This is a genomic window from Pseudanabaena sp. lw0831 (genome assembly GCF_016584665.1).
In the GTDB taxonomy this organism is placed as follows: domain Bacteria; phylum Cyanobacteriota; class Cyanobacteriia; order Pseudanabaenales; family Pseudanabaenaceae; genus Pseudanabaena.
On the sequence record NZ_BBJB01000016.1, the window covers coordinates 14705 to 37387 of the forward strand.

At 40.6% G+C, this 22683-nt stretch carries 20 protein-coding genes and 1 tRNA gene; 9 read left to right on the forward strand and 12 right to left on the reverse strand.

The window, feature by feature from the left end; genetic code table 11:
• Nucleotides 1-30: 30 nt before the first annotated feature.
• The gene (gene ndhL, locus APA_RS03160; protein ID WP_201320869.1) at nucleotides 31-261 is read right to left on the reverse strand and encodes an NAD(P)H-quinone oxidoreductase subunit L; all 231 of its coding nucleotides are present in this window, start codon (nucleotides 259-261) and stop codon (nucleotides 31-33) included.
• A 304-nt stretch (nucleotides 262-565) separates the two neighbouring features.
• Here ndhL and rpsJ point away from each other — a divergent pair, with 304 nt between their 5' ends.
• The 9 genes from rpsJ (at nucleotide 566) to crtR (ending at nucleotide 10372) form a co-directional block, all read left to right on the forward strand.
• On the forward strand, nucleotides 566-880 hold the full coding sequence (gene rpsJ, locus APA_RS03165; RefSeq protein WP_009625825.1) for a 30S ribosomal protein S10: 315 nt from the start codon (nucleotides 566-568) through the stop codon (nucleotides 878-880).
• Nucleotides 881-1064: 184 nt separating this feature from the next.
• Nucleotides 1065-2078, forward strand: a complete 1014-nt coding sequence (locus APA_RS03170) for an MBL fold metallo-hydrolase (RefSeq protein WP_201320870.1) — start codon at nucleotides 1065-1067, stop codon at nucleotides 2076-2078.
• 156 nt (nucleotides 2079-2234) lie between these two features.
• Nucleotides 2235-4034 carry an iron uptake porin gene (locus APA_RS03175; RefSeq protein ID WP_201320871.1) on the forward strand — a complete coding sequence of 600 codons (1800 nt, stop codon included), beginning with the start codon at nucleotides 2235-2237 and terminating at the stop codon, nucleotides 4032-4034.
• Nucleotides 4035-4060: 26 nt separating this feature from the next.
• Nucleotides 4061-4738 carry a hypothetical protein gene (locus tag APA_RS03180; protein ID WP_201320872.1) on the forward strand — a complete coding sequence of 226 codons (678 nt, stop codon included), beginning with the start codon at nucleotides 4061-4063 and terminating at the stop codon, nucleotides 4736-4738.
• 144 nt (nucleotides 4739-4882) lie between these two features.
• Complete coding sequence (locus tag APA_RS03185; protein ID WP_201320873.1) at nucleotides 4883-5776, forward strand: M23 family metallopeptidase; 894 nt, start codon at nucleotides 4883-4885, stop codon at nucleotides 5774-5776.
• A gap of 63 nt (nucleotides 5777-5839) precedes the next feature.
• Nucleotides 5840-7141 carry a TldD/PmbA family protein gene (locus tag APA_RS03190; protein ID WP_201320874.1) on the forward strand — a complete coding sequence of 434 codons (1302 nt, stop codon included), beginning with the start codon at nucleotides 5840-5842 and terminating at the stop codon, nucleotides 7139-7141.
• A gap of 129 nt (nucleotides 7142-7270) precedes the next feature.
• A tRNA-Arg gene (locus tag APA_RS03195) sits at nucleotides 7271-7344 on the forward strand.
• A 261-nt stretch (nucleotides 7345-7605) separates the two neighbouring features.
• Complete coding sequence (locus APA_RS03200) at nucleotides 7606-9315, forward strand: response regulator (RefSeq protein WP_201320875.1); 1710 nt, start codon at nucleotides 7606-7608, stop codon at nucleotides 9313-9315.
• Nucleotides 9316-9490: 175 nt separating this feature from the next.
• On the forward strand, nucleotides 9491-10372 hold the full coding sequence (gene crtR / locus APA_RS03205; protein ID WP_201320876.1) for a beta-carotene hydroxylase: 882 nt from the start codon (nucleotides 9491-9493) through the stop codon (nucleotides 10370-10372).
• A gap of 91 nt (nucleotides 10373-10463) precedes the next feature.
• Here crtR and APA_RS03210 read toward each other — a convergent pair whose 3' ends face one another.
• From APA_RS03210 to APA_RS03260, 11 genes are all read right to left on the reverse strand, one after another.
• Nucleotides 10464-10763 carry a DUF760 domain-containing protein gene (locus APA_RS03210; protein ID WP_201320877.1) on the reverse strand — a complete coding sequence of 100 codons (300 nt, stop codon included), beginning with the start codon at nucleotides 10761-10763 and terminating at the stop codon, nucleotides 10464-10466.
• 141 nt (nucleotides 10764-10904) lie between these two features.
• Entirely contained in the window at nucleotides 10905-11276 is a 372-nt protein-coding gene (locus APA_RS03215; RefSeq protein WP_103667681.1) for a single-stranded DNA-binding protein, read from the reverse strand.
• A 182-nt stretch (nucleotides 11277-11458) separates the two neighbouring features.
• Nucleotides 11459-13120 (reverse strand): DUF1565 domain-containing protein, encoded by a 1662-nt coding sequence (locus APA_RS03220; protein ID WP_201320878.1) that lies wholly within the window; start codon nucleotides 13118-13120, stop codon nucleotides 11459-11461.
• A gap of 180 nt (nucleotides 13121-13300) precedes the next feature.
• Nucleotides 13301-14149 carry a carbohydrate ABC transporter permease gene (locus APA_RS03225; protein WP_201320879.1) on the reverse strand — a complete coding sequence of 283 codons (849 nt, stop codon included), beginning with the start codon at nucleotides 14147-14149 and terminating at the stop codon, nucleotides 13301-13303.
• A 63-nt stretch (nucleotides 14150-14212) separates the two neighbouring features.
• Nucleotides 14213-15094, reverse strand: coding sequence for a class D beta-lactamase (gene blaOXA, locus APA_RS03230; protein WP_201320880.1), 882 nt, complete (start codon nucleotides 15092-15094; stop codon nucleotides 14213-14215).
• Between the two features lie 37 nt (nucleotides 15095-15131).
• Nucleotides 15132-16187, reverse strand: a complete 1056-nt coding sequence (locus tag APA_RS03235; protein ID WP_201320881.1) for a hypothetical protein — start codon at nucleotides 16185-16187, stop codon at nucleotides 15132-15134.
• 55 nt (nucleotides 16188-16242) lie between these two features.
• Entirely contained in the window at nucleotides 16243-17163 is a 921-nt protein-coding gene (locus APA_RS03240; protein WP_201320882.1) for a carbohydrate ABC transporter permease, read from the reverse strand.
• Nucleotides 17164-17235: 72 nt separating this feature from the next.
• Complete coding sequence (locus tag APA_RS03245; RefSeq protein WP_201320883.1) at nucleotides 17236-17577, reverse strand: hypothetical protein; 342 nt, start codon at nucleotides 17575-17577, stop codon at nucleotides 17236-17238.
• Nucleotides 17578-17691: 114 nt separating this feature from the next.
• Nucleotides 17692-19284 carry a GMC oxidoreductase gene (locus tag APA_RS03250; protein WP_201320884.1) on the reverse strand — a complete coding sequence of 531 codons (1593 nt, stop codon included), beginning with the start codon at nucleotides 19282-19284 and terminating at the stop codon, nucleotides 17692-17694.
• 213 nt (nucleotides 19285-19497) lie between these two features.
• Nucleotides 19498-20895, reverse strand: coding sequence for a tetratricopeptide repeat protein (locus tag APA_RS03255; RefSeq protein WP_201320885.1), 1398 nt, complete (start codon nucleotides 20893-20895; stop codon nucleotides 19498-19500).
• A 57-nt stretch (nucleotides 20896-20952) separates the two neighbouring features.
• Nucleotides 20953-22407, reverse strand: coding sequence for a serine/threonine-protein kinase (locus APA_RS03260; protein WP_201320886.1), 1455 nt, complete (start codon nucleotides 22405-22407; stop codon nucleotides 20953-20955).
• Nucleotides 22408-22683: the final 276 nt, after the last annotated feature.

A 22683-nucleotide genomic window follows, 5' to 3' on the forward strand; every position in this document is an offset into this window, starting at 1 on the left:
TGAGCGATTCGTACTCAGTTTAATTTAGGTTTAAATTTGCCGCGCTTCAGGACGAAAGTTAAAGAATGGAGAGAGTAACAATAACCCTGGGAAGAAGAAAAAGGCGAGAAAGCATAAAAACACTCTTTCTAATGAACCTGTTTTGTACCAACGCGCTTTGAAATAAAACAGCACTAATAAGGGGATCACCAGTAAATATGCTCCTGCGATCGCGGTATAGACAATTGCAGCCAATATGGGGGCAGAAAGAAGCAAAGACATATTTCTAGATAAAGTTATGTGAATGTATCTATCTAGCAATTGTAACAGGATCGGAATCGTCAATCCTAAAAAGGTATGGGCAGTCATCAATTCTCATGATGAAACCAATTTTGAGCTTTTTCGCGCCAGCGGCGCTGAAAACCCCAAAATCAGTTTTGAAGGAAGTCCGCCGTCGGCGGATTTCCTTCAAAACTGATTTTTATAATAAGAATTACTAGCATTAAAGCAATTGTTTGATTTTAGGTTGTTAGGGTGCTAACATGAGAAACGCTGAAAAATTTACCCGAATAAATCCCTAAGAACTGTGGCACCTCAACAACAAAAGATTCGGATTCGTCTCAAAGCTTTCGATCATCGCCTGCTAGACTCATCCTGCGAAAAAATCGTCGAAACTGCTAATCGTACAAACGCGGCTGCCGTTGGCCCTATCCCCCTGCCAACACGTCGTCGTATCTATTGCGTTCTCAGATCTCCCCATGTAGATAAAGACTCACGCGAACATTTTGAAACCCGCACTCACAGTCGGATTATCGATATTTATCAACCATCTGCAAAAACTATCGATGCACTTATGAAGCTTGATCTAGCTGCTGGTGTGGACATCGAAGTTAAGCTCTAAAGTTCAACTTTGATAGTTGCAAGATATATAAAACCCAAAAAGGATTGCGGTGCTTTGCGCCGCAATCCTTTTTGGGTTTTGAGGAGATGGGGCGCAAAGCGTCTTATTTCCTTTTTAGGTTTTGATTTGGTTTACACTGGGTTTGAAGTGTAGGAGCTTCAAAATCTAGCTCTAAGGAATTAAGATGCTGAAAAAGCTAAAGATTAAATACCTTTTGGCATTCTTGTTGGCGGCGATCGCTACAGTAATGTCGATAGTGCTCGGACATGGTTGGAGTCCTGCTGATGCTCAAAATCAGCCACAAATTCAGGCTCAAAAACCATCCGCGGAGACAAGTATTAAAACTGTAAGCTTGCAAAATGCGGGCTTACAACTTCAAGAGATTGCTCAAGGAATTTATGCCCTAGTTGCTAGCACTGATTTTCCACCTGCAAGTCCTGCGGTAGCGATTTGCAATGGTGGTTTTGTGATTGGTAGTGATGGTGTGTTGGTGATCGATCCGTTCCAAACCCCTGAACTAGCAGAACTGATGATCTCCACAGTAAAGTCTTTGACAGATAAGCCGATCAAGTATGTCTTGAATACGCATTATCACTTTGATCACACTGGTGGAAATTCAGTTTTTGTGAAGCGTGAAATCCCTGTCCTTGGGCGCGGCGTGATTCGCGAATATATTCAAAGCGGCAAAAATAATACTGGAGGCATTACGCCGCCAACGGTGATTATTAATAGTCAAACCGATCTTTGGTTAGGCGATCGCCAAGTGCGAATTGAGCGCGTAGATGGTCATTCGGCAGGAACTGATTTGGTTGCCTATGTCCCTGATGCCAAGGTTTTGTTTACGGGAGATATGGTATTTAACAAGCGTATTCCTTACACTGGAGACAGTGATATCCGTCAGTGGCAAGGAAGTCTGTATCGCTTGGTTGCCACTTATCCCACAGCCAAGGTTGTCCCTGGGCATGGTGATGTTACCGATTTAACAGGCTTACAAGCACAACAAGCTTATTTTAGTTGGTTAGAACGTACGGCTTTGGAATGGAAAGCGCAGATTTTAACGAAGGAGCAAGTCCTTGAGAAGTTTGCCAAAGTCCCTGATGCTTACAAAGACTACAAATTTAAAGCGATATATCCCCTTAATTTAGATTCAGCCTATGAGCAGTTTACTCGTAGCGCCACGATTCCTCTAATTCCTTAGATTCACATCAAGGAAATGGCGGTGCTTTGCCCCGCCATTTCCTTTTGTAAAATATTGCTACACTAAGCCAAAAAACACTTGACACTGAAAAAAAACGATAATAATGAGGAACAGGATATTCATTGTTTTTTCCTTTCGGTGTGAGGATTATTTAAGTTGGCTGTAAAATCTTGTCGATCTAAGCAAAGCTGTCAGTTGTTACTCCTTAGTACAGTTATTTCCTATTCTGCGTTTCTCAGCAACGGCGCTAACGCAGAAACCCAATCAACTCAGGTTAATCTAAGTTCCAAATCTGATTCCAGTCTGATCCATTCGATTGGCAACGATCCGACGGTTGTGAGTCCATCCCAATCGGTAAGTCAACCGAAGACTGGTGAATCAGCGATTATTCATCAAATTAATCAAGAGCTAGTTTCTAGCCCTGCTACTAAGAAAGCTGAAGGCGTTAGCTCTGTCTCCCAACTCAGTGATGTACGACCAACTGACTGGGCTTTCACCGCCTTGCAATCTCTGGTAGAGCGCTATGGTTGTATTGCTGGTTATCCCGATCGCACTTTTCGCGGCAAACAAGCAACTAGTCGCTACGAATTTGCTGCTGGTTTAAACGCTTGCTTGGATAAGATCAACGAAATCATCTCCGCAGGTTTAGCCGATAAGGTCAGCAAAGAAGATCTCGCTACTTTACAAAAACTTCAAGAAGAATTTGCTGCGGAACTAGCAACCCTTCGCGGTCGCGTCGATGCTCTAGATGCTAAGACGACCAAATTAGAAGCACAGCAATTCTCGACAACAACCAAACTTTATGGTCAAGCCATATTTGGTTTACAAGGACGACTAAATAATACTTCTAATATTCCTAGAACTCTAGGGACTAGAGTTGCCGATCCTGCAACTAACGTTAATTTTGGCTATCTAGCTCAACTTAGTCTCGTTACACAGTTTCCCGATCGAGGTATTCTGCTAACTAGTTTGCAAGCAGGTAACTTATCAACCGATGCTCCAATTACTAGCTTTGCTGCACTAAACAATAACTTTACTCGGCTTGGGTATGAAAGCAGTACGGGTAATACCTTTACTCTCAGTGATCTCAACTATCGATTTCTGATTGGCAGTAATCTTGGCATCATTGTTGGCGCAAGGGGAGTCAATGCGATTAACGTCTTCCGCGGTCCTAATCGAGTTGAAAGTGCAGGAAGCGGTCCTATTTCTTTGTTTGCTCAGCGAAATCCCGTGATTAGCCTCAACGCGGGACAGGCTGGACTAGGCTTTGACTGGAAAATTGGTAAGGATGTGAGCTTGCAGGGAGTCTACTCAGCAGGAAATTCCGCTAGTGCATCTGGCGATGGTGGTTTGTTTGGTGGTCCAACTTCAATTGGTGTGCAGTTGGCTGCCAATGTATTTGAGCGAATTGATGTTGCGCTTTACTACCTCAATTCCTATACTAACAACGGCACATTGAATAGTGCTGTTGGTGACACAATTATTGGCGTTGTTGCTCCAGTTGCATCAAATTTCAGTACAAATGCCTTTGGCGGAACAGTGTCATGGCAGCCGACCAGAAACTTCAATCTTGGTGGGTGGGTAGGCTTTACGACATCAAGTATTCGAAATTCTGGGTTTTCTGGATCGGTTGAGACTTTCAACTGGATGACATTTGCTAATTTTCTTGATATATTCAAAGAAGGTGATCTAATAGGACTATATGTTGGTCAACCTCCACGTATCACCAGCAGTAACCTTAGTGGCAATATTAACTTTCCTAGTATTCTGAGCAGTACTGGCGGAGTTCCTAGTTCTCAACCCGCTTCGACTACGCATGTCGAAGCATTCTACAGATTTCCTATTTCCAAAAATATTAGTATTACTCCAGGGCTTGTGTTTGTTTTTAGTCCTGGCAACACTGCTACTAGTGACACTGTCACAATTGGGGTAGTCCGAACAACGTTCACGTTCTAAATTATTAATTCATGAGGATCATCAAAATGAAATCTATTTTTCGTGTTATTTCTTTCGGGCTGCCTCTTGCAGCTGCGATCGCGACTATCTCCACTGAAGCTGCTTTTGCTCAACTTACAAGTCTTCCATTTACTGGAACTGTATCTGGAACTGTATTTACCAATGGTGCAATTTCTCTTAACAGTTATTCGCTGCTCAGCCCCATTGGCACTATCTCATCAAGTACTGGCACTATAACCAGTCTTACATCATCGAATGCTCCAAATATTGTTGTGAACTCGATTTTAACTGCGAGCGGCACAACAACAGGTGGCGTTGTATTCAATGATGGTAGAACTGCAAGTTTCATTGCTGCACCAACAACCGTTACTAATGCGATTGTTACATCTATTTCTGGTCCTTTAGTAATTGGGATTCCACCAGTTGCTAATACAAACGTAAGTTTGCAGATTAACAGTGGAAATATTACTATTCCCGATAGCTCTATTGTTGCTGCTCCTCCCACTCCATTCACCACGCAGACAGTTACAGTTCAAAGTCCTGGAATTGCTAGCGCTCTTGTGATACTCGATCCTGCCTTTATTGCTGCTAACCCTGGCATTAGTTCGACAATCGTTACGGCTTTTTCTTCTGTAGCATTTCCTGTCAGCCCTGGCACATATAGTTCCTCTCTATCTTCAAAAGTATCGCCATTTTTAAACTAATTAATACTAGGACAAAATTGAAACTGAAAAAAGAGTGATAGTGCTTTGCACTATCACTCTTTTTTCAGTTTCAATTACTGGACTTGTTGAAATAAAGTTAAAATAAGGCATGATCTCTACTCCCTATTTTTTAGTAATGTTGTTATGGTTGCAAATCCATTCAAATTCTCTCTCAAATTACCATTACTAATTGGTCTGAGTTTGCTATCGGCGATCGCATCCATAATCTTTGGTGTATCCCGTGCCGATGCATTGCAAGCAATGCTCAGACCCAATACCCCAAAACTTGGTGATACGGTATCAGTTTGGATCGCGACTGATAAATCTGGGACAACAGCACCAACTGTATCGATGAATAATAAGCAGTTTCCTGCGTTTGCGATGTCCCCAAATCGTTGGCGAGCATTTATTCCTACGACTCCACTCGACAAGGCTGGACTAAGACAGGTGGTGGTAAGCGCCGAGGGTTTACAGCAAACTTTGCCTATGCAATTAGGCGATCGCCAATTTCCTACGCAAAGTATTTGGCTTAATGATTCGGGTAGTGGGTCGGAACCGACAGATTATGAATGGGATAAGGTTTCGGCTTTTAAAAAATTAGTTACTCCTCAGAAATTCTGGAATGGCGCTTTTTTAAGACCTAATGATGGTGAGATTACGACAGGTTTTGGGGTACAGCGCTATTACAATGGCGAGTTTGCCAATGACTATTACCATCGTGGAGTGGACTATGCAGGCGGCACTGGTTCACCTGTGATTGCACCAGCATCTGGCTATATCCGCTTAGTGGGTAATGTATCGCAGGGCTTTCTTCTCCATGGCAATACAATCGGCTTAGATCACGGTCAGGGTGTAGCAAGTATCTTTTTGCATCTCAGCAAAATCTATGTAAAAGAAGGAGATTTTGTGAAAGCTGGTCAATTAATTGGCGCAGTTGGTGCGACGGGTGCTGTCACTGGGCCACACTTGCATTGGGGGCTGTATGTGAATGGTGAAGCGATCGATCCTGTCGCTTGGCGATATGAAGGTGTGGAATAGCTGTCCTGTTAAGCTTATAAAAGAAAGTGCCTTGCACTTTCTTTTATAAGCTTAGCGATCGCCATGACAATTAATCCTGAACAATTATTAGAACTTGCGCTCAAATCTGGGACTGAAGCTGCTGAAGTATATGCATCAAGCTCAGTTTCACGCCCAGTATTTTTTGAGGCAAATCGACTGAAGCAGTTAGAGAGTGTTGACTCAGAGGGTGTGGGGCTACGGATTTGGAAAGATGGTAGGGTGGGCTTAGCGATCGCTTATGGTGCGGTGGAGCCTAAGGACTTGGTGCAGCAAGCGATCGCTTTGAGTGCCTTGAATGAACCTGAAGAAATTTTATTAAGAGCATCAACGGTTGCTGACTATCCAAAACTTTGTGGGCAGGAAGTTAGTGTTGAGAAAATGATTAATTGGGGTAAACAGGCGATCTCGCAGGTTCTTGATCGTTACCCTGAGGCAGTATGTGGAGCAGATTGGGATTGTGGGCGTGAGACAGTACGAATCCTTAATAGCAAAGGTTTGGACTGCGGCTATACCGATATTACGGTGGATGGCTCTTTGAATGCTGAGCTAACGCGGGGAGACGACTTTCTCAATGTTTGGTATGGTCAATCGGAGCGTGATAATTTACCGCCTGAAGCGATCGCTAAAAAAGTATTGCAATATCTCGATTGGGCAAAGAAAAATGCACCTGCACCATCGAGCAAGTCGCCTGTGATCTTTACGGGCAAGGCGGCGGATTTGTTGTGGGGTGTAGTTGCGATCGCGATGAGTGGGAGACAGGTTCAACAAAAAACAACACCTTGGCTAGACAAAGTTGGACAACCCGTAATTTCTGATATTTTTACCGTTACCCAACATCCAGATTTTGGGGTTTATAGTTCACCCTTTGATGATGAAGGTACACCAACGCAGGAAACTGCTTGGATTGATCATGGAGTTTTACAAGGGTTTTACGGTGATATGCGAACTTGTAAGGAATTGGGAATTGCTGCTACGGGTAACGGCTTTCGCGGAGATTTGGGCAACTATCCTAGTCCTGGGCTATTTAATTTAGCGATCTCTGCTAGTCAAACCATCCAAGGCGATATTTTGGAACTGGCGGCAACTTTAAAAAATGGCTTGATCGTCGATCAAGTCTTAGGTGACGATACGGATGTATCAGGAGATTTTTCGATTAATGTCGATTTGGGCTATCGCGTCAAAAACGGCAAAATTATTGGACGGGTCAAGGACACGATGCTGTCTGGAAATGTCTATGCTGCACTCAATCATGTCGTGGCGGTAGGTAGCGATCGGCAGTGGCATGGTTCGCTATATGGGTCTGCCATGATCGTTGAAGGGCTATCGATCACTAGCCGAGACTAATTCCTAGAAGCCTTTGCCAGTTGCGCAGCGACTGGCAAAGGCTTCTAGGGTTTTGTTATTTTTTTGAATGGCAATTGCTATAATGTCTAAGTTACTTGTGTAGCAACTTATCAAAGTACATTTTCTCTTGGGGTTGTAGCTCAGTTGGATAGAGCGATCGCCTCCTAAGCGATAGGTCATCGGTTCGATCCCGATCAATCCCGTCATGAAATGTATACCTATAAGTAGCTAAAACCCCAAAATCCATACTGCCCGCGCAGCGGGCGGTATGGATTTTGTTTCTGTTTTTTTAATTATGCCGAGGTACTTATACACTTGCATATTAGACAGATCAAAAAAAACAAAAGAGAGTTGCGGCACTTTACGCCGCAACTCTCTTTTGTTTTTTGATTTTGTCCTAATTTAAAATTGCTATATATCAAATAAAAGTGTTAGATTTTGATAAACGCAGTCAGTTTTAAATTATGCAAAAAAATACAAATTTCGTGTTAGTAGTTGATGACGAGATTGAGATTCAAAGACTTTTTAAGCAGCGATTTAAAAAAAGAATTCTATCTAAAGAACTAGATTTTATATTTGCTTCAAATGGAATAGAAGCTTTAGAAATCCTGAAAGAAATAAATTATATCTCAATGATCCTTACTGATATTAGGATGCCTAAGATGGATGGGCTATCCTTAATTTCAAAATTAATAGAAATCGATCAAAACATAAAAGCAGTAGTGGTTTCAGCCTATGGAGATATGCAAAATATTCGGATTGCGATGAATTGCGGAGCTTTTGATTTTGTGACTAAACCCATTGATTTTGAGGATTTAGAAATAACAATTGACAGAACATTTGCTTTTGTTTCTCATTTGCGGGAACAACAAAAACAACTTGAGGAAACTCTTGCACAGGTGAGGGTACTAGAGCTGAAGGAAATAGCTTTAGCTCATGACAAAGAGCTTGCCGAATCAGCAAATCGGGCCAAGAGTGCTTTTTTAGCCAATATGAGTCACGAAATCCGTACACCGATGAATGGGGTAATTGGAATGACGGATTTATTGTCAACCACTAATTTGACAGAAGAACAGCGAGATTACGTACAAATCATTCATGATAGTGGTGATTCCCTTTTAACAATTATTGATGACATTCTTGATTTTTCTAAAATTGAATCAGGAATGCTAAAAATAGAAGACCGATCGCTGGTTTTGGAAGATATCATCAGGTCTGTCAATGAACTGTTGAGTAAACAAGCAAGCGACAAGAGTATCAGTATTCAATATTCGATACATCCTGATATCCCTCATAATTTATTAGGTGATGCGGCAAGGATACGTCAAGTTTTAATCAATCTCTTAGGTAATGCGATTAAATTTACTCTGCAAGGCAATGTTGCGATCGCTGTCGAGCCTCGGTTAATCGCAAATGGTGATGAATTATGCGAATTAATCTTTGCGGTTGAAGATACAGGTATTGGTATTAAAGTTAATCAGTTGAATTTGTTGTTTCAACCATTTACTCAAGCTGATTCTTCCATCAGTCGTCAGTATGGCGGCACAGGACTAGGGCTTGCCATTAGTAAGCGTTTAGTTGAGTTAATGGGAGGTACTATTTGGGTCGAGAGTCTTGGTCAAATTGGTGGTACTCCTCCTGATCATTGGAAATTTAATCCTGAAACGACACGTCCTCAAGGCTCTGTATTCTACTTTACTCTCATGCTAGGAACTGCACCGACAGAAGTTTCCACTTCTCCAATATCCAGCAATCAAACCATCCAAACAATTTTATCTTCTTTAGCTCAAGAAACTACTCCATTAACTAGTTTACAAGTTCTTATTGCTGAAGATAATCTCGTTAATCAAAGAGTGCTGCAACTATTTCTAGAAAAACTTGGTTATCGTCCGACGATCGCCCAAAATGGCTTTGAAGCTTTAGAGGCAATCAAGCGTCAAACGTATGATGTAATTTTTATGGATATGCAAATGCCGAAAATGGATGGAATTACTGCTGCTAAACAGATTCGTCAAGATTGGGGTCAACAGCCTTGGATTGTGGCTTTAACTGCTAATGCTTTACCAGAAGATCGTCAATTATGCTTAGATGCAGGGATGAACGACTTTATTACTAAGCCAATTCAGATTGAGGATGTTGTAAATATTTTTGCTAGATATAGCAATTCAAAATAGTTTTTGGAAGAGAGTACCCTTAAGTTCCCCGCTCGAAAAATCATCGCCTCAAAATCAAAGTTGCAATCTCGCTCGATTATCGGTAGCATAGGGGATAATAAAAAATGTAATAAAACGCAACAATCAAATATATTTGATTTTATAAAAATAGGAAATTTGAGTAAGGAGTAACACAATGCAGCAGGGCAAAGCCCTAACTGTTCCAATCGGTGTGATGGGAGCAGCACAGGGATTTAATCCGACGATACTACTGCTACTGGGTTCGATCATTTTAGGAACTGCATCGACAACAGGGTATTGGATATGGGGCTGGGCGCACTGGCTCGTATTTGTTTGTAATTTTTCGGCGCTCTATGTATTAGGGACAGTAATTCATGATGCTTGCCATAATGTTGCTCACCCCAATCGCATTGTTAATGCAGCGATCGGACATATTGCAGCAATCTTGCAAGGGTTTGTGTTTCCCGTATTTACTCGAGTCCACATGCAGCACCACGCCCATGTGAATGACGAAGAAGATGACCCAGACCACTTTGTTTCAACAGGTGGCCCATTGTGGTTGATTGCAGCTCGCTTTTTCTATCACGAAGTTTTCTTTTTTCAGCGTCGGCTATGGAGAAATTACGAGCTTTTAGAATGGGCAATAAGCAGGTTGATTGTAGTCGCCACATTGTTTGTGGGTTATTATTACGGATTTCTCGGCTACATGATGAACTTCTGGTTTGTGCCAGCAGCAGTTATGGGACTTTTGTTAGGCTTATTCTTTGACTATTTGCCCCATCGTCCTTTTGTTGAGCGATCGCGCTGGAAAAATGCCAGAGTTTATCCAGGACGATTTTTGAATATCTTGTTATTAGGTCAGAACTATCACTTAGTTCACCATCTTTGGCCGAATGTACCTTGGTATTATTACGAGAAAGCTTATTATCAAATGAAGCCTTTGCTCGATGCCAATGGCTCACCTCAGACCCTAGGGATTTTCAAGATGCCAGATCTAGCTGGTTTTATATACGATGTGTTTTTAGGTATTCGTTTTCACGGGCATAAACACAAATAAAAAGGGTGGCGCTAAGCGCCACCCTTTTTATTTAAAAACCAAAAGAGTAAAGGCGGCGCTTAGCGCCGCCTTTACTCTTTTGGGGCAATAGCTATAGGGTTTCTAAGGAATGATCTAGCTGCATTCTCGTTTCCATTTGCCGAATGAAGTAACCTGTCATCATCGCGGAGCCAATTAATCCTGCTAAGTTTTCGCGATCAGTGGTGATGCTGACGTTGAAATGCTGTGGTGGCAATATACCCAGCAAGTTTTGAATATTTTGGTTAATAATTTGTTGCGCTTCAGGGGTGACGGACTGAGCAACTGTGGCTAAGGTTTCAGGTGATTGATTTTTGAGATAATCGAGCAAAAGGTTTTTGCTGCTGGAGTTGAGTTCGCCTAGGTTAAACATATGTAGATTCTCTGAATCTTGGATTCGCTAAAAACATCTAAATATATTCTTACTGATGTGATCGCCAAGTTTTGAGTAGGAAAACCGTATTTCAACCGAATAAAAAAGTTCAAGAGCCTTGCTTTTCAAGGCTCTTGAACTTTAAAAATCGTCGTCATAGCTGCCGCTACTACTGCTAGCTGCTTCATTGTCTTTGCGAGAACCAAGTAAATCTAGGCGATCAACACGAATTACGGGCTTTTGGCGCTCATCACCAGTGGTGCGATCGTTCCAGCGATCAAATTTGAGCGATCCTGATATGCCAATTAAGCTTCCTTTTCTGACAAAGTTTTTCGCAACTTCGGCAGTTTTGTCCCACATTTCTAAGTCGAACCAATCAGGTGGATCATCGCGATTGCTGGTATTTCGATTAACGGCGATCGTGAAGTTGCAGACCACTTTGCCAGACTCAAAGTATTTAACTTCAGGATCACGTCCTGCGCGTCCAACTAGGTGAACTTTGTTTAAGGTCATAGGACAATTATCAAAAAAGGTTTAGTCATCTTATCTGGTTTTACAGTAAAAACCAAGATTTAGATGTAGCGCCAGTAATTCTCATTATAAAAATTGGTTTTGTTGAAAGTCCGCCGAAGGCGGACTTTCAACAAAACCAATTTTGGGATTTGCTCCGCATCTAAATCTTGATTTTGCGTCTGCTATGGATTGATGGACTCAATTCTGGCTGATAAACCTTGTTGCGCAAGGCGAGAAACTTGGACTTCAGCGATACGGCGATCGCTATAGGCTCCAATCTGCACCACTAAATAACCATTAAGTCTAGACGGAAAGGAATTTGGCACAATCTGACGTATTTGGGCAACAGCATTTGCCGAGGACACAGGCACAACCACACGATAGCGTGGTGGGTTTTGGGGCTTAAAACTGGCATTAGCGAGAGGTGCGATTTGGATCGGTTGATTAACAGGTTCGCCGCTGGGTGGATGCGATCGCACAGGTGGCAAACTAGTGCTAATTTCAGAATTAGCAGGAATCGGTGCGCTAAAGCTCTTGGGCGTAATTCTGACGATCACAGAAGTAACAGGCTCGTACCAGAAAGGGTTATTTGCTTGATTTCCCTGATTGGCTAAAGATGTCGAGCGAACCAATGCTGGCGGATTATCAAGATTAGGCGCAAGATTCATGGACTGACTGGTGGAAATCTGTTGTTCTAGTTGTTGGTTGATGTTGGCAAAGCGATCGTTTTTTGGTGTACTGATTGGCGAAGCTTTACTTACAGCCAAAGCATTTGTAGTTATCGCACTTGCCGAAGGATTATTAACAAATAGATTAGATGGCGGCCGCACACCCGACAATTGTAAATTTCCCTTCACTCTTTTACTGTCCAATTGATTGCCGTTCACAGCAACAGCATTACGGCTGACATTTTGCAAATCAACCGTGCCATTTCCCTGAAAAGTATTGTTTCCCTCATCATTAGGTTTGCCCAAATCTGGCATCGCCATGTCAGAAATAGTTAAGCCGTAATTGCGATTATTGACGATCGCATTGCCGCGCAAAACTGGTTTAGCATTAGCTTGGATTAAGATTCCATTTTGATTTTGAGTAAAAGTGTTTTCCGTAATTTGCGGCGCAGCATCTTGACGAATACTCATGCCAAAAGTAGTTTGCTGAAAGAGATTGCCACGAATATCTGGACTAGCTTCACCCTCGATCGCTAAGCCACTTGTACCATTCCGAAAAAATTGATTTGTAGAGACGATCGCTGTTGATTTGCCTGTGATTAAGCCGCCATCTTGTTTATTATCCAGAAAAGTATTATTGGCGATCGCAGGACTAGCATTCTCAATCCACAGTCCATAGCCTCTAGGATTAGGATTGGTCACAGTCACGCCCCGCATTTCTGCGCGATCGCTAACTGCGATCGCCACATTTTGCGGAAAGCCCGATCCTGTCCGTACGGTTCCTCCACCCAAAATGACGATATCTTTGCCTTTATTAGCTTCATTGCCTCTTAAAGTCACGTCTGATCGCAATCGTAAGGGAAACTGCTCACCAGTAGCACTGCTGTAGGTTCCATAGGCTAGCTGAATAATTTGCCCAGTCTGAGCGCGGCTAATGGCATAGGTAATTGTCTTAAAAGGTGCGATGTTGCTGCCTTGATCAGCGCGATCGCTACCTGTTTGAGGATTTACATAAATAGTAGTTTGGGTAGTCGCTTGTGTGCTTTGAGTTTCTTGTGATTGGGCGATGACGGGTGTAGCGATCGCTAGACTTTGTGAAAAGATTGCGATCGGAAGCAAATAAATAAGGTTTTGAAAAATAAAGCCTTGAAATGTCTTACAGATGCTCATTTTCATGTACGAATTGCTTCCCTTAAATTTGCTGAAGTTGCTGAACAGGATAGTGGGCAAGGTGACAGGAAATATTAAATCTAGATTAAATTTAAAACCAAGTCTTAAGACTCATAAACTACCCTAAGTTCAAAACTATGGCAAGAGCAACAAGTCAAAGGATAAAGAAGACGCAAAGCGTCTTCTTTATCCTTTGACTCCAATACTAGCTTCGGTGGGAATGATGTAGCGTTGCAGAAATACAAACACAATAAATACTGGAAGCATCGAAATCGCCGAACCTGCGGCGATTAAACGCCAATCTTCAGAAAAAGCGCTAGCAAGACTGGCAATCCCACGCGGTAATGTGTAAAGCTCCGCTTTATCAACGATCGCCAATGGCCATAAAAAATCTCCCCACATTGCCACAAAGGTAAATACAGCAAGAGTTGTGAGGGCAGGGCGTGCCGCAGGCAACATAATGTGCCACCAAATCCCTAAGCTAGAGCAGCCATCCATTCGCGCCGCTTCTTCCATCTCCTTAGGCACGCTTTGAAAGGCTTGACGAAGTAGAAATATGCCAAAAGCAGAAATTACATAGGGGAAAATCAAGCCCGCGTAGGTATTTTTGAGATTTAGCTGCACCGCCAAGATATACAAGGGAATCATCGTGATTTGAAACGGAATCATCGTTGTACCCACGATCGCCCAAAATATGGGATCGCGTCCTTTAAACTCTAGTCTGGCGAGGGGAAAGGCGGCGAGAGAGCAAAATAGCAAGTTTAAAATGACGGTGATGCTGGAAACAAAAAAGCTATTCCAGAGATAAAGATCGAAACGGGAATTTTTCCAGACTTTGATGAAGTTATCAAAGGTAGGTTGAGCAGGTAATAGCTGTGGTACAGATTGGAAAATATTTTCGCTAGGCGATTTAAAAGCAGTACTGATCAGCCAGAGTAAAGGAAATACCGTTAAAGTTGCGATCGCAATTAAAAGCATAAATTGCGGAATATTTTTAAGGAGATTAAATGATGATTTTGGGCTTTTCTTATTCATGATTAAGGGCAATGTGATTTCATAGTATTTCTAGAGAAAAGCCTTGCTTTGCGCGGTTCTTCTCTAATCAAAGAGTTGTAAATCTTTCAACGTATCAAACAAAATCTTTTTGCGAATAGGAATCATGTCAAACTTTGGATCTTGATTTGTCATATTCAAAGCATAGAAATAGACATTGTCACCTTTTTCTACATAACCAACGTACCAACCAATATTTTGTAATCCATCAACATTAGTACCCCAGCCTGTCTTCCCTCTAAGTGTGTAAGTATCTTGACGCTCAATGATCATGATGTCTTTAACCGTTTTGATCACCGTAGAAGAGAAGGGCAAATCTTCTTTATAAAGTTTGACTAAAAACTTAATCTGCTCCTCAGGTGAAATTCTTAGCTTGCCTTTCAACCAAAAAGTATCAATTTTATCTTCTATATCTTGATTGCCATAACTAGCAGCTTGAATATACTTGGTCATTCTTTCCTTGCCAATACGCCGCGCTAAGTCTTGATAAAACCAGACTACCGATCGCGTAAATGCAGTTCGCATGGTTTGGTCTTGATTCCAAGCTGGAAAGGACTGATTACTAACACCATCCCACGGAATTACGGTATTTTCATCAGCGATCGCTTTAGTTTCTAGGGCAACCAATGAGTTAAAAATTTTAAAGGTAGAAGCTGGAATAAATCGTTTTTGACAGTGCTTTGAGTTGTAGCGAATATAGCGATCGCGTTTCAAATCATATAAAACAAAACAACCCTCGGATTTTACTTCTTGGAAGTTTTTCGCAAGATTTCGAGAGAATTGTGATTGAAATATAAGATTAGTTTTGGGCGAAGTATTTTGAGTGTTTTGCGACAAAATGGGTGGTGCGATTAAAAATAAAGTAATAGTTTGTAAAATATTTGTCAACACGAATAATATTAGAACTTCCCAATTTGTTTTATTCATAAAAATAAATATAATATCCCTGAATTATTTATTCCGATTAATTAAGAATTCCCAAATTAAAATCATTCAGATTAGGTCTTTTATAAGCATCAATTTTTATTCCTAGTTGTTTAAGTATATCCTCAATTTTCTCAACTGCATCACGCTCTGTATCTATGTCATAACGCCGATAAATTTCCACTTCTGGGTTTGTTATATAACCTTTATTTGGAAAGTTGTTTGGAGCATTATTTGGATGATTCATACATATTTGTCTAGTTTCTCTTAGTTCTAGAAATCTATGCCTCTCTTTCTGTAGTTTTTTGGCATAACCTTCAATTGCGCGAATATCTGGATCAAGTTTTTGCTTTAAATTTATTATATTTTCATAACCCTCTATTTGCCGTAATCTCAAAAAATTTAACTCACTCAATTTCTCTTGAGGAAGTAATGTATTTTTTGAATTTAGTGATGCCAAAAGATTTTTGATCGTGTCTAAGTAAAGCAGGCTAGATAACACATCGTTAGTCGCAAAATACTCCATTTGAAAACTGAATTTATCATAGATGCTATCTATTTCTAACTTGTATTTTTTTACTTCTTCACCAATTTTATTGTCATCAGAATTGTCATTTGGATACTGTATAGAAGACATCAATAAACCTTCAATATGAGACAAATAATTTATTACAGTCCCAATTTTAAAAACGAGCAAATTCACTTGTTTACCTTTTTCTTTTCTAGTTGTCCGCTGTATTTGAAGATTTGCAAATACCTGCCCTAAAATTTGACCACTAACAAAAGTAAAAAGGGTAACTATTGGAGATAAAAGTGATGATAGTGATGTTTTATTGCCACTTTTGTCATTTAGCAGCAATAGCAAAGATGGAAATACTGACGACAATATAAATTCTGTGAATTTTGCGGTAATAAAAGGGATACATAAAAAAACAAGTGATGGAATAAGGATGCCTTTTTTGTCATCGATATTTATGAGGTCATCCTTTCCACTGTCACAATTCATTTGAAATAATTCGGATTTGTGTATTAACCATATACCTGAGATTCCTAAACTAGAAATAGCAACTAATAATGGAGGCGATAAATTCAACATGATAAATTATATGGAATAAAAAAATATAATCATTATTTTAATTATACATTTTTAACTAATTGTTAATCGTTTTTGCAGGATTAATAAATTTAAAAGTTAGAACTGAAATAACAAAAATAATTAGAAATAAAAATACTCCGATCGCAGAAGCATATCCCATTTCTAAACTTGTAAAACCTTTATCATACAAATAGTAAACTACGGTTTTTGTACTATTGGCGGGGCCACCCTGAGACATGATATAAACCTCTTCAAAGACCTTCATTGCCCCAATCGAAGAAATCACGGCTACGAGAATAATATAGGGCTGCATTAATGGAATTGTCATATCCCAATGCTTCTGCCAGCCATCAGAACCATCGATCGCTGCCGCTTCATATAAATCTGCGGGAATCGCCTGTAAACCTGCCAGATAAATCACCATGTAGTAACCAACGCCACGCCAAATTACGACCGCAATGATTGCAAAGATGGCAGTTTTAGGATCAGTTAACCAAGGGATTTTGACGGATTGCCAAGAGATGATGGATAGAAAATAATTTAAGAGCCCATTTTCTGCATAGACCCATTTCCAAGCAATTCCTGCAACCACAACCGAGACAATGACAGGGAAATAATAAACAGCTCGAAAAAATTTAATACTACGTAATTTTTGATTCACTAATATCGCTAAAGCAAGTGGCAAAATTACGAGACTAGGAACGGCAAAAACGAGATAGGTTAAAGTATTGCCTAATGTCTTCCAAAAAGTTTGATCTTTCCAGAGATTTAGATAATTCTTCCATCCAATAAATTCAGGACTACCAACAAAATCATAATTGGTAAAACTTAAATATATTGCTTGGAATACTGGTAAAAAAGAAGTCAAGCAAAGAAATGCTATCGCAGGCAACAGAAATAGATATGGAGTCCAAGAAAATTTCTTGCCAAAATTTTGCTTTTTGATTTTGAAATTGAGCTTGGCATTCGGCGGCATAGAAAATCTCAAAAGTTATGAGCAGTAAATAAAATAATGCTCATCATCCTACCAAAATGATTGCCTATCACCTTATCTATCTGTATTTTGGTAGCCACGCGCCGTTAGCCATGTATTCAAAGCCTCTTCATCAGTTTGAGTATCATCTTCAACCACGGTGAGCCGTTTAGATTTGTCTTCTTCGTCAGCTTTCTCCTCAATAGCCTTAGCTTGAGGAGGTTGAGGGTAAAGATCTACACCAAGTACTTGATAAATTTGCCATTTTTGTGCGATCGGCAAAGTCTGGATCACAGTCAACAGGACATCAAAGGATACTTGAGTTGCGATCGTGATTAGCGCAGATTCATCAAATTTCTGAGGCTGTTGAGATTGCTTAGTCTGCCCTGCAATGATTGGGACTTTTTTACTTTGCATAATTACCTCTTAGTGAGCCTAATCATTTAGATTATAGCCATACCCCAAAAAGTGAGGGGCAGCGAGAAATAAGGTTTTTGAGTTTTCATTTTGCCTACGGCAAAATGAAAACCGCTATATTGATAAAGCTAGCTTAATCTTGTCCGCAATACGCAAGCACAATGCAATTATTGTGAGGGTTGGATTTGAGAAGCCACCTGTTGGAAAAACAGAGCTACTGCCAATGTATAAGTTGTTGTAGCCGTGAACACGACAATCAGCATCAACAACACTAGTCTTAGGATCGTTTCCCATGCGCGTAGTCCCGATATGATGAGCGCTATCAACATATCCGCCATATTCACCTTTACTTCTACCCCTAATTTGGAGGTTGTCTAAGTCAATATTTGCAACATTCAAAAGCTTCCACTCTTTGGCAAGAGCATCAACAAATACCTCTATTGATCTGTCTTCCTTCCCAGTCAATTGCCAGTCTAAAACCGATCTTCTCTTTCCTAAGCAGTCAACTTCTCGGCTGAGGGTAATGCGGCTCTTGGGATTTGGTTCTTGTTCAACGCCCATTCCTATATAGGGCTGGGTACTTCCTATAGAGACGGGTTGCTTCAGAACATAGTAGCTATACATAGCAGAGATTAGTCTAACAGGATTTTTAAAAACGGTAAAAGTCTTTTGAGGTAAAGATTTCCAGTCAGTGAAACTCCGTAAGGATTTCAGGATTTCTTTTGCCGCCATTACTGTAGTATCTTGTTCAGTAGGGTAGTAAACTTCTGCACCAACATGAAGAATTTGGTGCTTCTCTTGAAAGATTTCACTTGGTACAATTTTCAAAGCATGTTTAATATTTTTTCTGAACAATCCATTACACCAAGGGTTAAATATATTCCGATTGATTGGAGATATGGGAATACCTACCCCAGGATGATCTTGGAAAAAACGACCAACATTGTCATACCGATTACCGATCCCTGCTGTCTCCACAGAATCAGATAGAAGTAGCAGACGTGCTGATTCTATGCCTCCGCAACAAATTATAAAAAACTTCGCATTAACCTGGATATTTTTCCCAGACATAGAACGAACTAAAACCTTAGAAATGGATGTAGCATCTACTGTCGGCTCTAGCGATAAAACATTTGCATGGGTAAGCAATGTTATATTTGGGGCGTTTTTTAGTTCGGAATAATATTTTTGAGAAAAGTTTGGAGTGCTTGTGAATTGGGAGAAATAAGATGTGAAGGTATTTTGATTGTATTTGGGCTGATTTTCAAGAGGCCATGTTGCTAAATCATAAGTAACATGAGGTATCTGCATGACTGTTTCAGCTCTTTGATAATAGTCTGCCAATTGTTCTTTCGCTATTGGCCAACCACTATAATTAACCCATTCGCGATGATGAAAATCTATATTCCACAATGGAAGAGCCTGCCCAGCCCAAAGGGTTGTTGTACCTCCTACTATTCTCGCTCTTGCTTGGTGAATACCTCCATGAGCTAGTCCGATGACTTCACTTTGGTAGGGATCTTGACTGATTTGCTCATAGTCTTTGCCTCCACCCTCTAGGATCACTACATTTTGTTTTGTATTTATAAATTCTCTGGAGATTGCAATACCAGCCGCACCACTACCAATAATGCAAATATCAAAGGATAGAGATGAGTCGGAAGGCAATTCGATTATGTCGAGAATCATTGGGGTGTTCAGTTGCATAAGAGGATAACCTAGCAAAAAAAATACCAATTAAGTTGATAAATTTCATTGATTCTTAACACTTTGTAATGAATTTGTAATAGCATGGAGGTTGATTTGATCGAGCAATGTCATCTGCGTTTACAGCAACTAAATGGCTAGATACAATTAAATATAAAACCCCAAAACCTGTGCCGCCCGCTATGCGGGCGGTACAGGTTTTGGGGTTTGTACCTAGCTACTTACGCTACATTGAGATGGTGTTTTAGAACTATCGCAATCCATGATTTTTTTAATCAACTTACGCAGTTCCAGAGCTTCTTGGTATGTTGGCTGTTCTTTCAGTATTTTCTCAACAGCAAAAAGAGATTCACTATAACGCTTTGCCCGATATAAGGTCGCAGCTAAAGCATATTGGGTATCAATTCTTGCAATACCTCCCCATAAAGTGTTTGCTTTTAGAGAGCGAGAATAAGCACTGATCGCTTCCGCGTCTTTATTTAGATCGTAGAAAATCACGCCCCGATTGTGCCAGACTTCAGAGAAGCCGCCAGACAAATCTATAGCCGTTTGGTATGCTTGCAACGCCTCTTCCTTTCGGTTTACTTTCCTAAGCACATTTCCCTTCTTATACCAAGAGGCATAGTCATCAGGCTCAATGGAAATAACCCGATCGTAGGCTAATATCGCCTCTGGATAAAGTCCCAAAGCTGTTAATGCATCAGCCTTCCCAAACCAAGCATTAGTATAATTTGGCTTTTGGGCAACCAATTGATCAAAAGCGATTAACGCTTTTTTATTTTCGCCTTGATCGAGCAATCGAATGCCATCAATATAAGCCTCGTAGAAATTTTCACTGCTATTGTCTTCAAGGAGTTTTATCTGAGGGTTGCTGCGCCGAATTTTTTGACCACGCTCAAAAGCTTGAATCGTATCTTGATAACTCCCTAGTCTTGATTTTGCCTCAGCTTGACCGTAGTAGACTAAATAGTCTTGAAGGCTGAGTAAGTCTTTAGACGCGATATAAGGAGTATTAGGAGAGAGCAAAACAGCGCGACGATAGGCTGATCGGGCTTCTTCATAGCGCTCTAACCGAAACAACGCCAGTCCTCTAAAAAACCAGACAAAGCCATAGTTAGGTTTAATCTTTATAGATTGATCTAAAGAAGCGATCGCCTCTTCATAGCGATTGAGATCAACTAATGCTGTGCCGCGATTAAACCACCACAGATAGTAGTCTTCAGCTTTAACCCGAGGCTCGACGCGATCGACAAAGATCGCACCTGGACTAATTCGTAATGCTTGGTCATAGGAAGCGATCGCCTGATCAAATTTTGTAAGTCCAGCCAATGCTAAACCGTGATTGTTCCATAGTTCTGGATCTTTAATTCCGCGTTCATCTTGCAGAGCAATTTCAAAACAATTGAGGGCTTTTTGAAATCGTTTTTGGCCTAAAAAAATGCTGCCTAGTAGTTTGTAATTACCAGGATGCTTAGGATTTGAGCCAATATTACAAGACTGTGTTTGGCTATAAGCTGATTGAGCGGTGAATCCAAAAAAAAATTCTAATGTGCAACCTGATAAAATCAAGCAATAAGTTAATGACCGAAGAATTAAAGAGTGAGAAGCCATAATTTTTATTGTTTGAGCAGATAAATTTTGATTTAAAGTTTTAGTTTTGTAGAGATTCTACTGAGCAACGCGCGGTGCTGGTGGTAGTGGTGGAGATGACTTTTCAGCAGGAGGGGTATTTTCAGCAGGAGGGGTATATGTTTCAACAGGAGGGGTATATGTTTCAACAGGCACGTTGTTACGGGGAGTATCCACATTCGGTAAGGGAGATGCGACAGATTGAGATGATGGTGCAACAACAGAATTAGCCAGCTTTTGTTTCGCTTCTTCTACAATTACCTTGCCACGTAACTGCCAATAAGGAGTCGATGAGAGCCCTTTGACAGTGTCGATCGCGGTTTGCCATTTTTCATCTTTCGTTGCTTTCTCTGCTTTTTGGATAAGGGCGCTGTTTTTCTTGATATCTTGCTCCCATTGAGCTAAGAGTTGGTCAGCTTTTGAGCGCATACGACTGTCAAGAGGGATCGCTTGTAACATCGTTTTTGATTCGATCAAATCACCTGCATTTTCATATTTCTCCTTGGCTAAAGAGATTAATTTGTCTACGTCATCATCAGCCTTTCTCTCCTCGTCAGTAAGTGCGATTTCTTTCGCGATCTCTTTAGTAAGCGCGATCTCTTTATCCTTTGATTGATTTGCAGCATTGGCAAGTTCTACATTTTGCTTGACAGTATCAGCAGATTTGGACTGCATGTAAAAGTATGCTCCAAATGCACTGCTAACAGTAACTCCAATACCTAAAATTATGGCAATTAAGTTTCGTGTCATGTCTTTGGTAGTTGCTTGAGATGGATTTTTAGAAGCATTTGCTTTTCTGTGAATTTGGGTATTGGAAAAATTTACCTTAAGTTTTTTTGTTTTATGGCTATAATTTAGTTCTGCATTTAATGGTTTTGAAGAAGGTGATTCAGGCGATAACGGCAATGGCGACGAAGATTGTCTTGATGAGATAACTTTAAGAAGCGTAGGCGACAATAAGAGCGTGCCATAATCACTAGTTAGAGAAGTGATCGTAGGTTCAGAAGGATTAATAATTGGCTGTAGAGATTTCAGCATTTGTCCTGCATTGACATAGCGCAAGTCAGGTTCAGCTAAGAGAGCAATATTTAGAATTTGCATAAACTGATCGCTCACAGTGCAAAGCTGTTGCCAATTCCATGTATCATTTTGTGCTTTTAGTGCTTGGGGGGGGAAGCCTGTTAGCAACACTATGATTACTACACCGAGTGCATAAATATCGGCTGTAGGTGAATCTTGTTGCGTTTGCAGAACTTCTGGGGCTAGGTAAATTGGATTATTTGTTCCATTGGAATCTAGCAGTATAATCTCCATACGGTTGTAATCATAGGCAACTGTATCTAGAGAGATGGAGCCATGTGATTGTTGGCGATCATGCAGTTCGCTTAGATGAGGAAGTATTTGCCGCAAGATATCCTTTGCTTCCGCTTCAGAAAGTCCGTGCCCCGAAACAGGGGCAAGTAATGTGCGATAAGTTGAATATTGCGTTTGCATAACTTCATCAACTCCAGTATTTAGACCTGTTGGGATATTAACTCAAAAAGTCTTAAAATCTTCTTGCAATACATGTTTCATAGTTTTTTCGGAAAACCTGATTAAAATGTATTCTAGGCAAGCTATGTGGCGATTTTAATCATTATATCGCAACAGGTCTAGTAATCATATATAGCTATCTCTAACAGTATTTGGACATAAAAACCCAAAAAAGCGCGTGGTGGCAAGCATAGCTACTCGCTTTTTTGGGTTTTCGGTTGGCGAAAGCTATATCCT

Bases quoted from the DNA above. Each gene is read 5' to 3' on its own strand.
- APA_RS03235 (WP_201320881.1), bottom strand. From the start codon at position 16,187: ATGTTGAATTTATCGCCTCCATTATTAGTTGCTATTTCTAGTTTAGGA.
- APA_RS03250 (WP_201320884.1), bottom strand. From the start codon at position 19,284: ATGCAACTGAACACCCCAATGATTCTCGACATAATCGAATTGCCTTCC.
- APA_RS03170 (WP_201320870.1), top strand. From the start codon at position 1,065: ATGCTGAAAAAGCTAAAGATTAAATACCTTTTGGCATTCTTGTTGGCG.
- APA_RS03240 (WP_201320882.1), bottom strand. From the start codon at position 17,163: ATGCCGCCGAATGCCAAGCTCAATTTCAAAATCAAAAAGCAAAATTTT.
- crtR (WP_201320876.1), top strand. From the start codon at position 9,491: ATGCAGCAGGGCAAAGCCCTAACTGTTCCAATCGGTGTGATGGGAGCA.
- APA_RS03180 (WP_201320872.1), top strand. From the start codon at position 4,061: ATGAAATCTATTTTTCGTGTTATTTCTTTCGGGCTGCCTCTTGCAGCT.
- blaOXA (WP_201320880.1), bottom strand. From the start codon at position 15,094: ATGAATAAAACAAATTGGGAAGTTCTAATATTATTCGTGTTGACAAAT.
- APA_RS03190 (WP_201320874.1), top strand. From the start codon at position 5,840: ATGACAATTAATCCTGAACAATTATTAGAACTTGCGCTCAAATCTGGG.
- APA_RS03255 (WP_201320885.1), bottom strand. From the start codon at position 20,895: ATGGCTTCTCACTCTTTAATTCTTCGGTCATTAACTTATTGCTTGATT.
- ndhL (WP_201320869.1), bottom strand. From the start codon at position 261: ATGTCTTTGCTTCTTTCTGCCCCCATATTGGCTGCAATTGTCTATACC.
- APA_RS03225 (WP_201320879.1), bottom strand. From the start codon at position 14,149: ATGAATAAGAAAAGCCCAAAATCATCATTTAATCTCCTTAAAAATATT.
- APA_RS03210 (WP_201320877.1), bottom strand. From the start codon at position 10,763: ATGTTTAACCTAGGCGAACTCAACTCCAGCAGCAAAAACCTTTTGCTC.
- APA_RS03220 (WP_201320878.1), bottom strand. From the start codon at position 13,120: ATGAAAATGAGCATCTGTAAGACATTTCAAGGCTTTATTTTTCAAAAC.
- APA_RS03215 (WP_103667681.1), bottom strand. From the start codon at position 11,276: ATGACCTTAAACAAAGTTCACCTAGTTGGACGCGCAGGACGTGATCCT.
- APA_RS03185 (WP_201320873.1), top strand. From the start codon at position 4,883: ATGGTTGCAAATCCATTCAAATTCTCTCTCAAATTACCATTACTAATT.
- APA_RS03245 (WP_201320883.1), bottom strand. From the start codon at position 17,577: ATGCAAAGTAAAAAAGTCCCAATCATTGCAGGGCAGACTAAGCAATCT.
- APA_RS03260 (WP_201320886.1), bottom strand. From the start codon at position 22,407: ATGCAAACGCAATATTCAACTTATCGCACATTACTTGCCCCTGTTTCG.
- APA_RS03200 (WP_201320875.1), top strand. From the start codon at position 7,606: ATGCAAAAAAATACAAATTTCGTGTTAGTAGTTGATGACGAGATTGAG.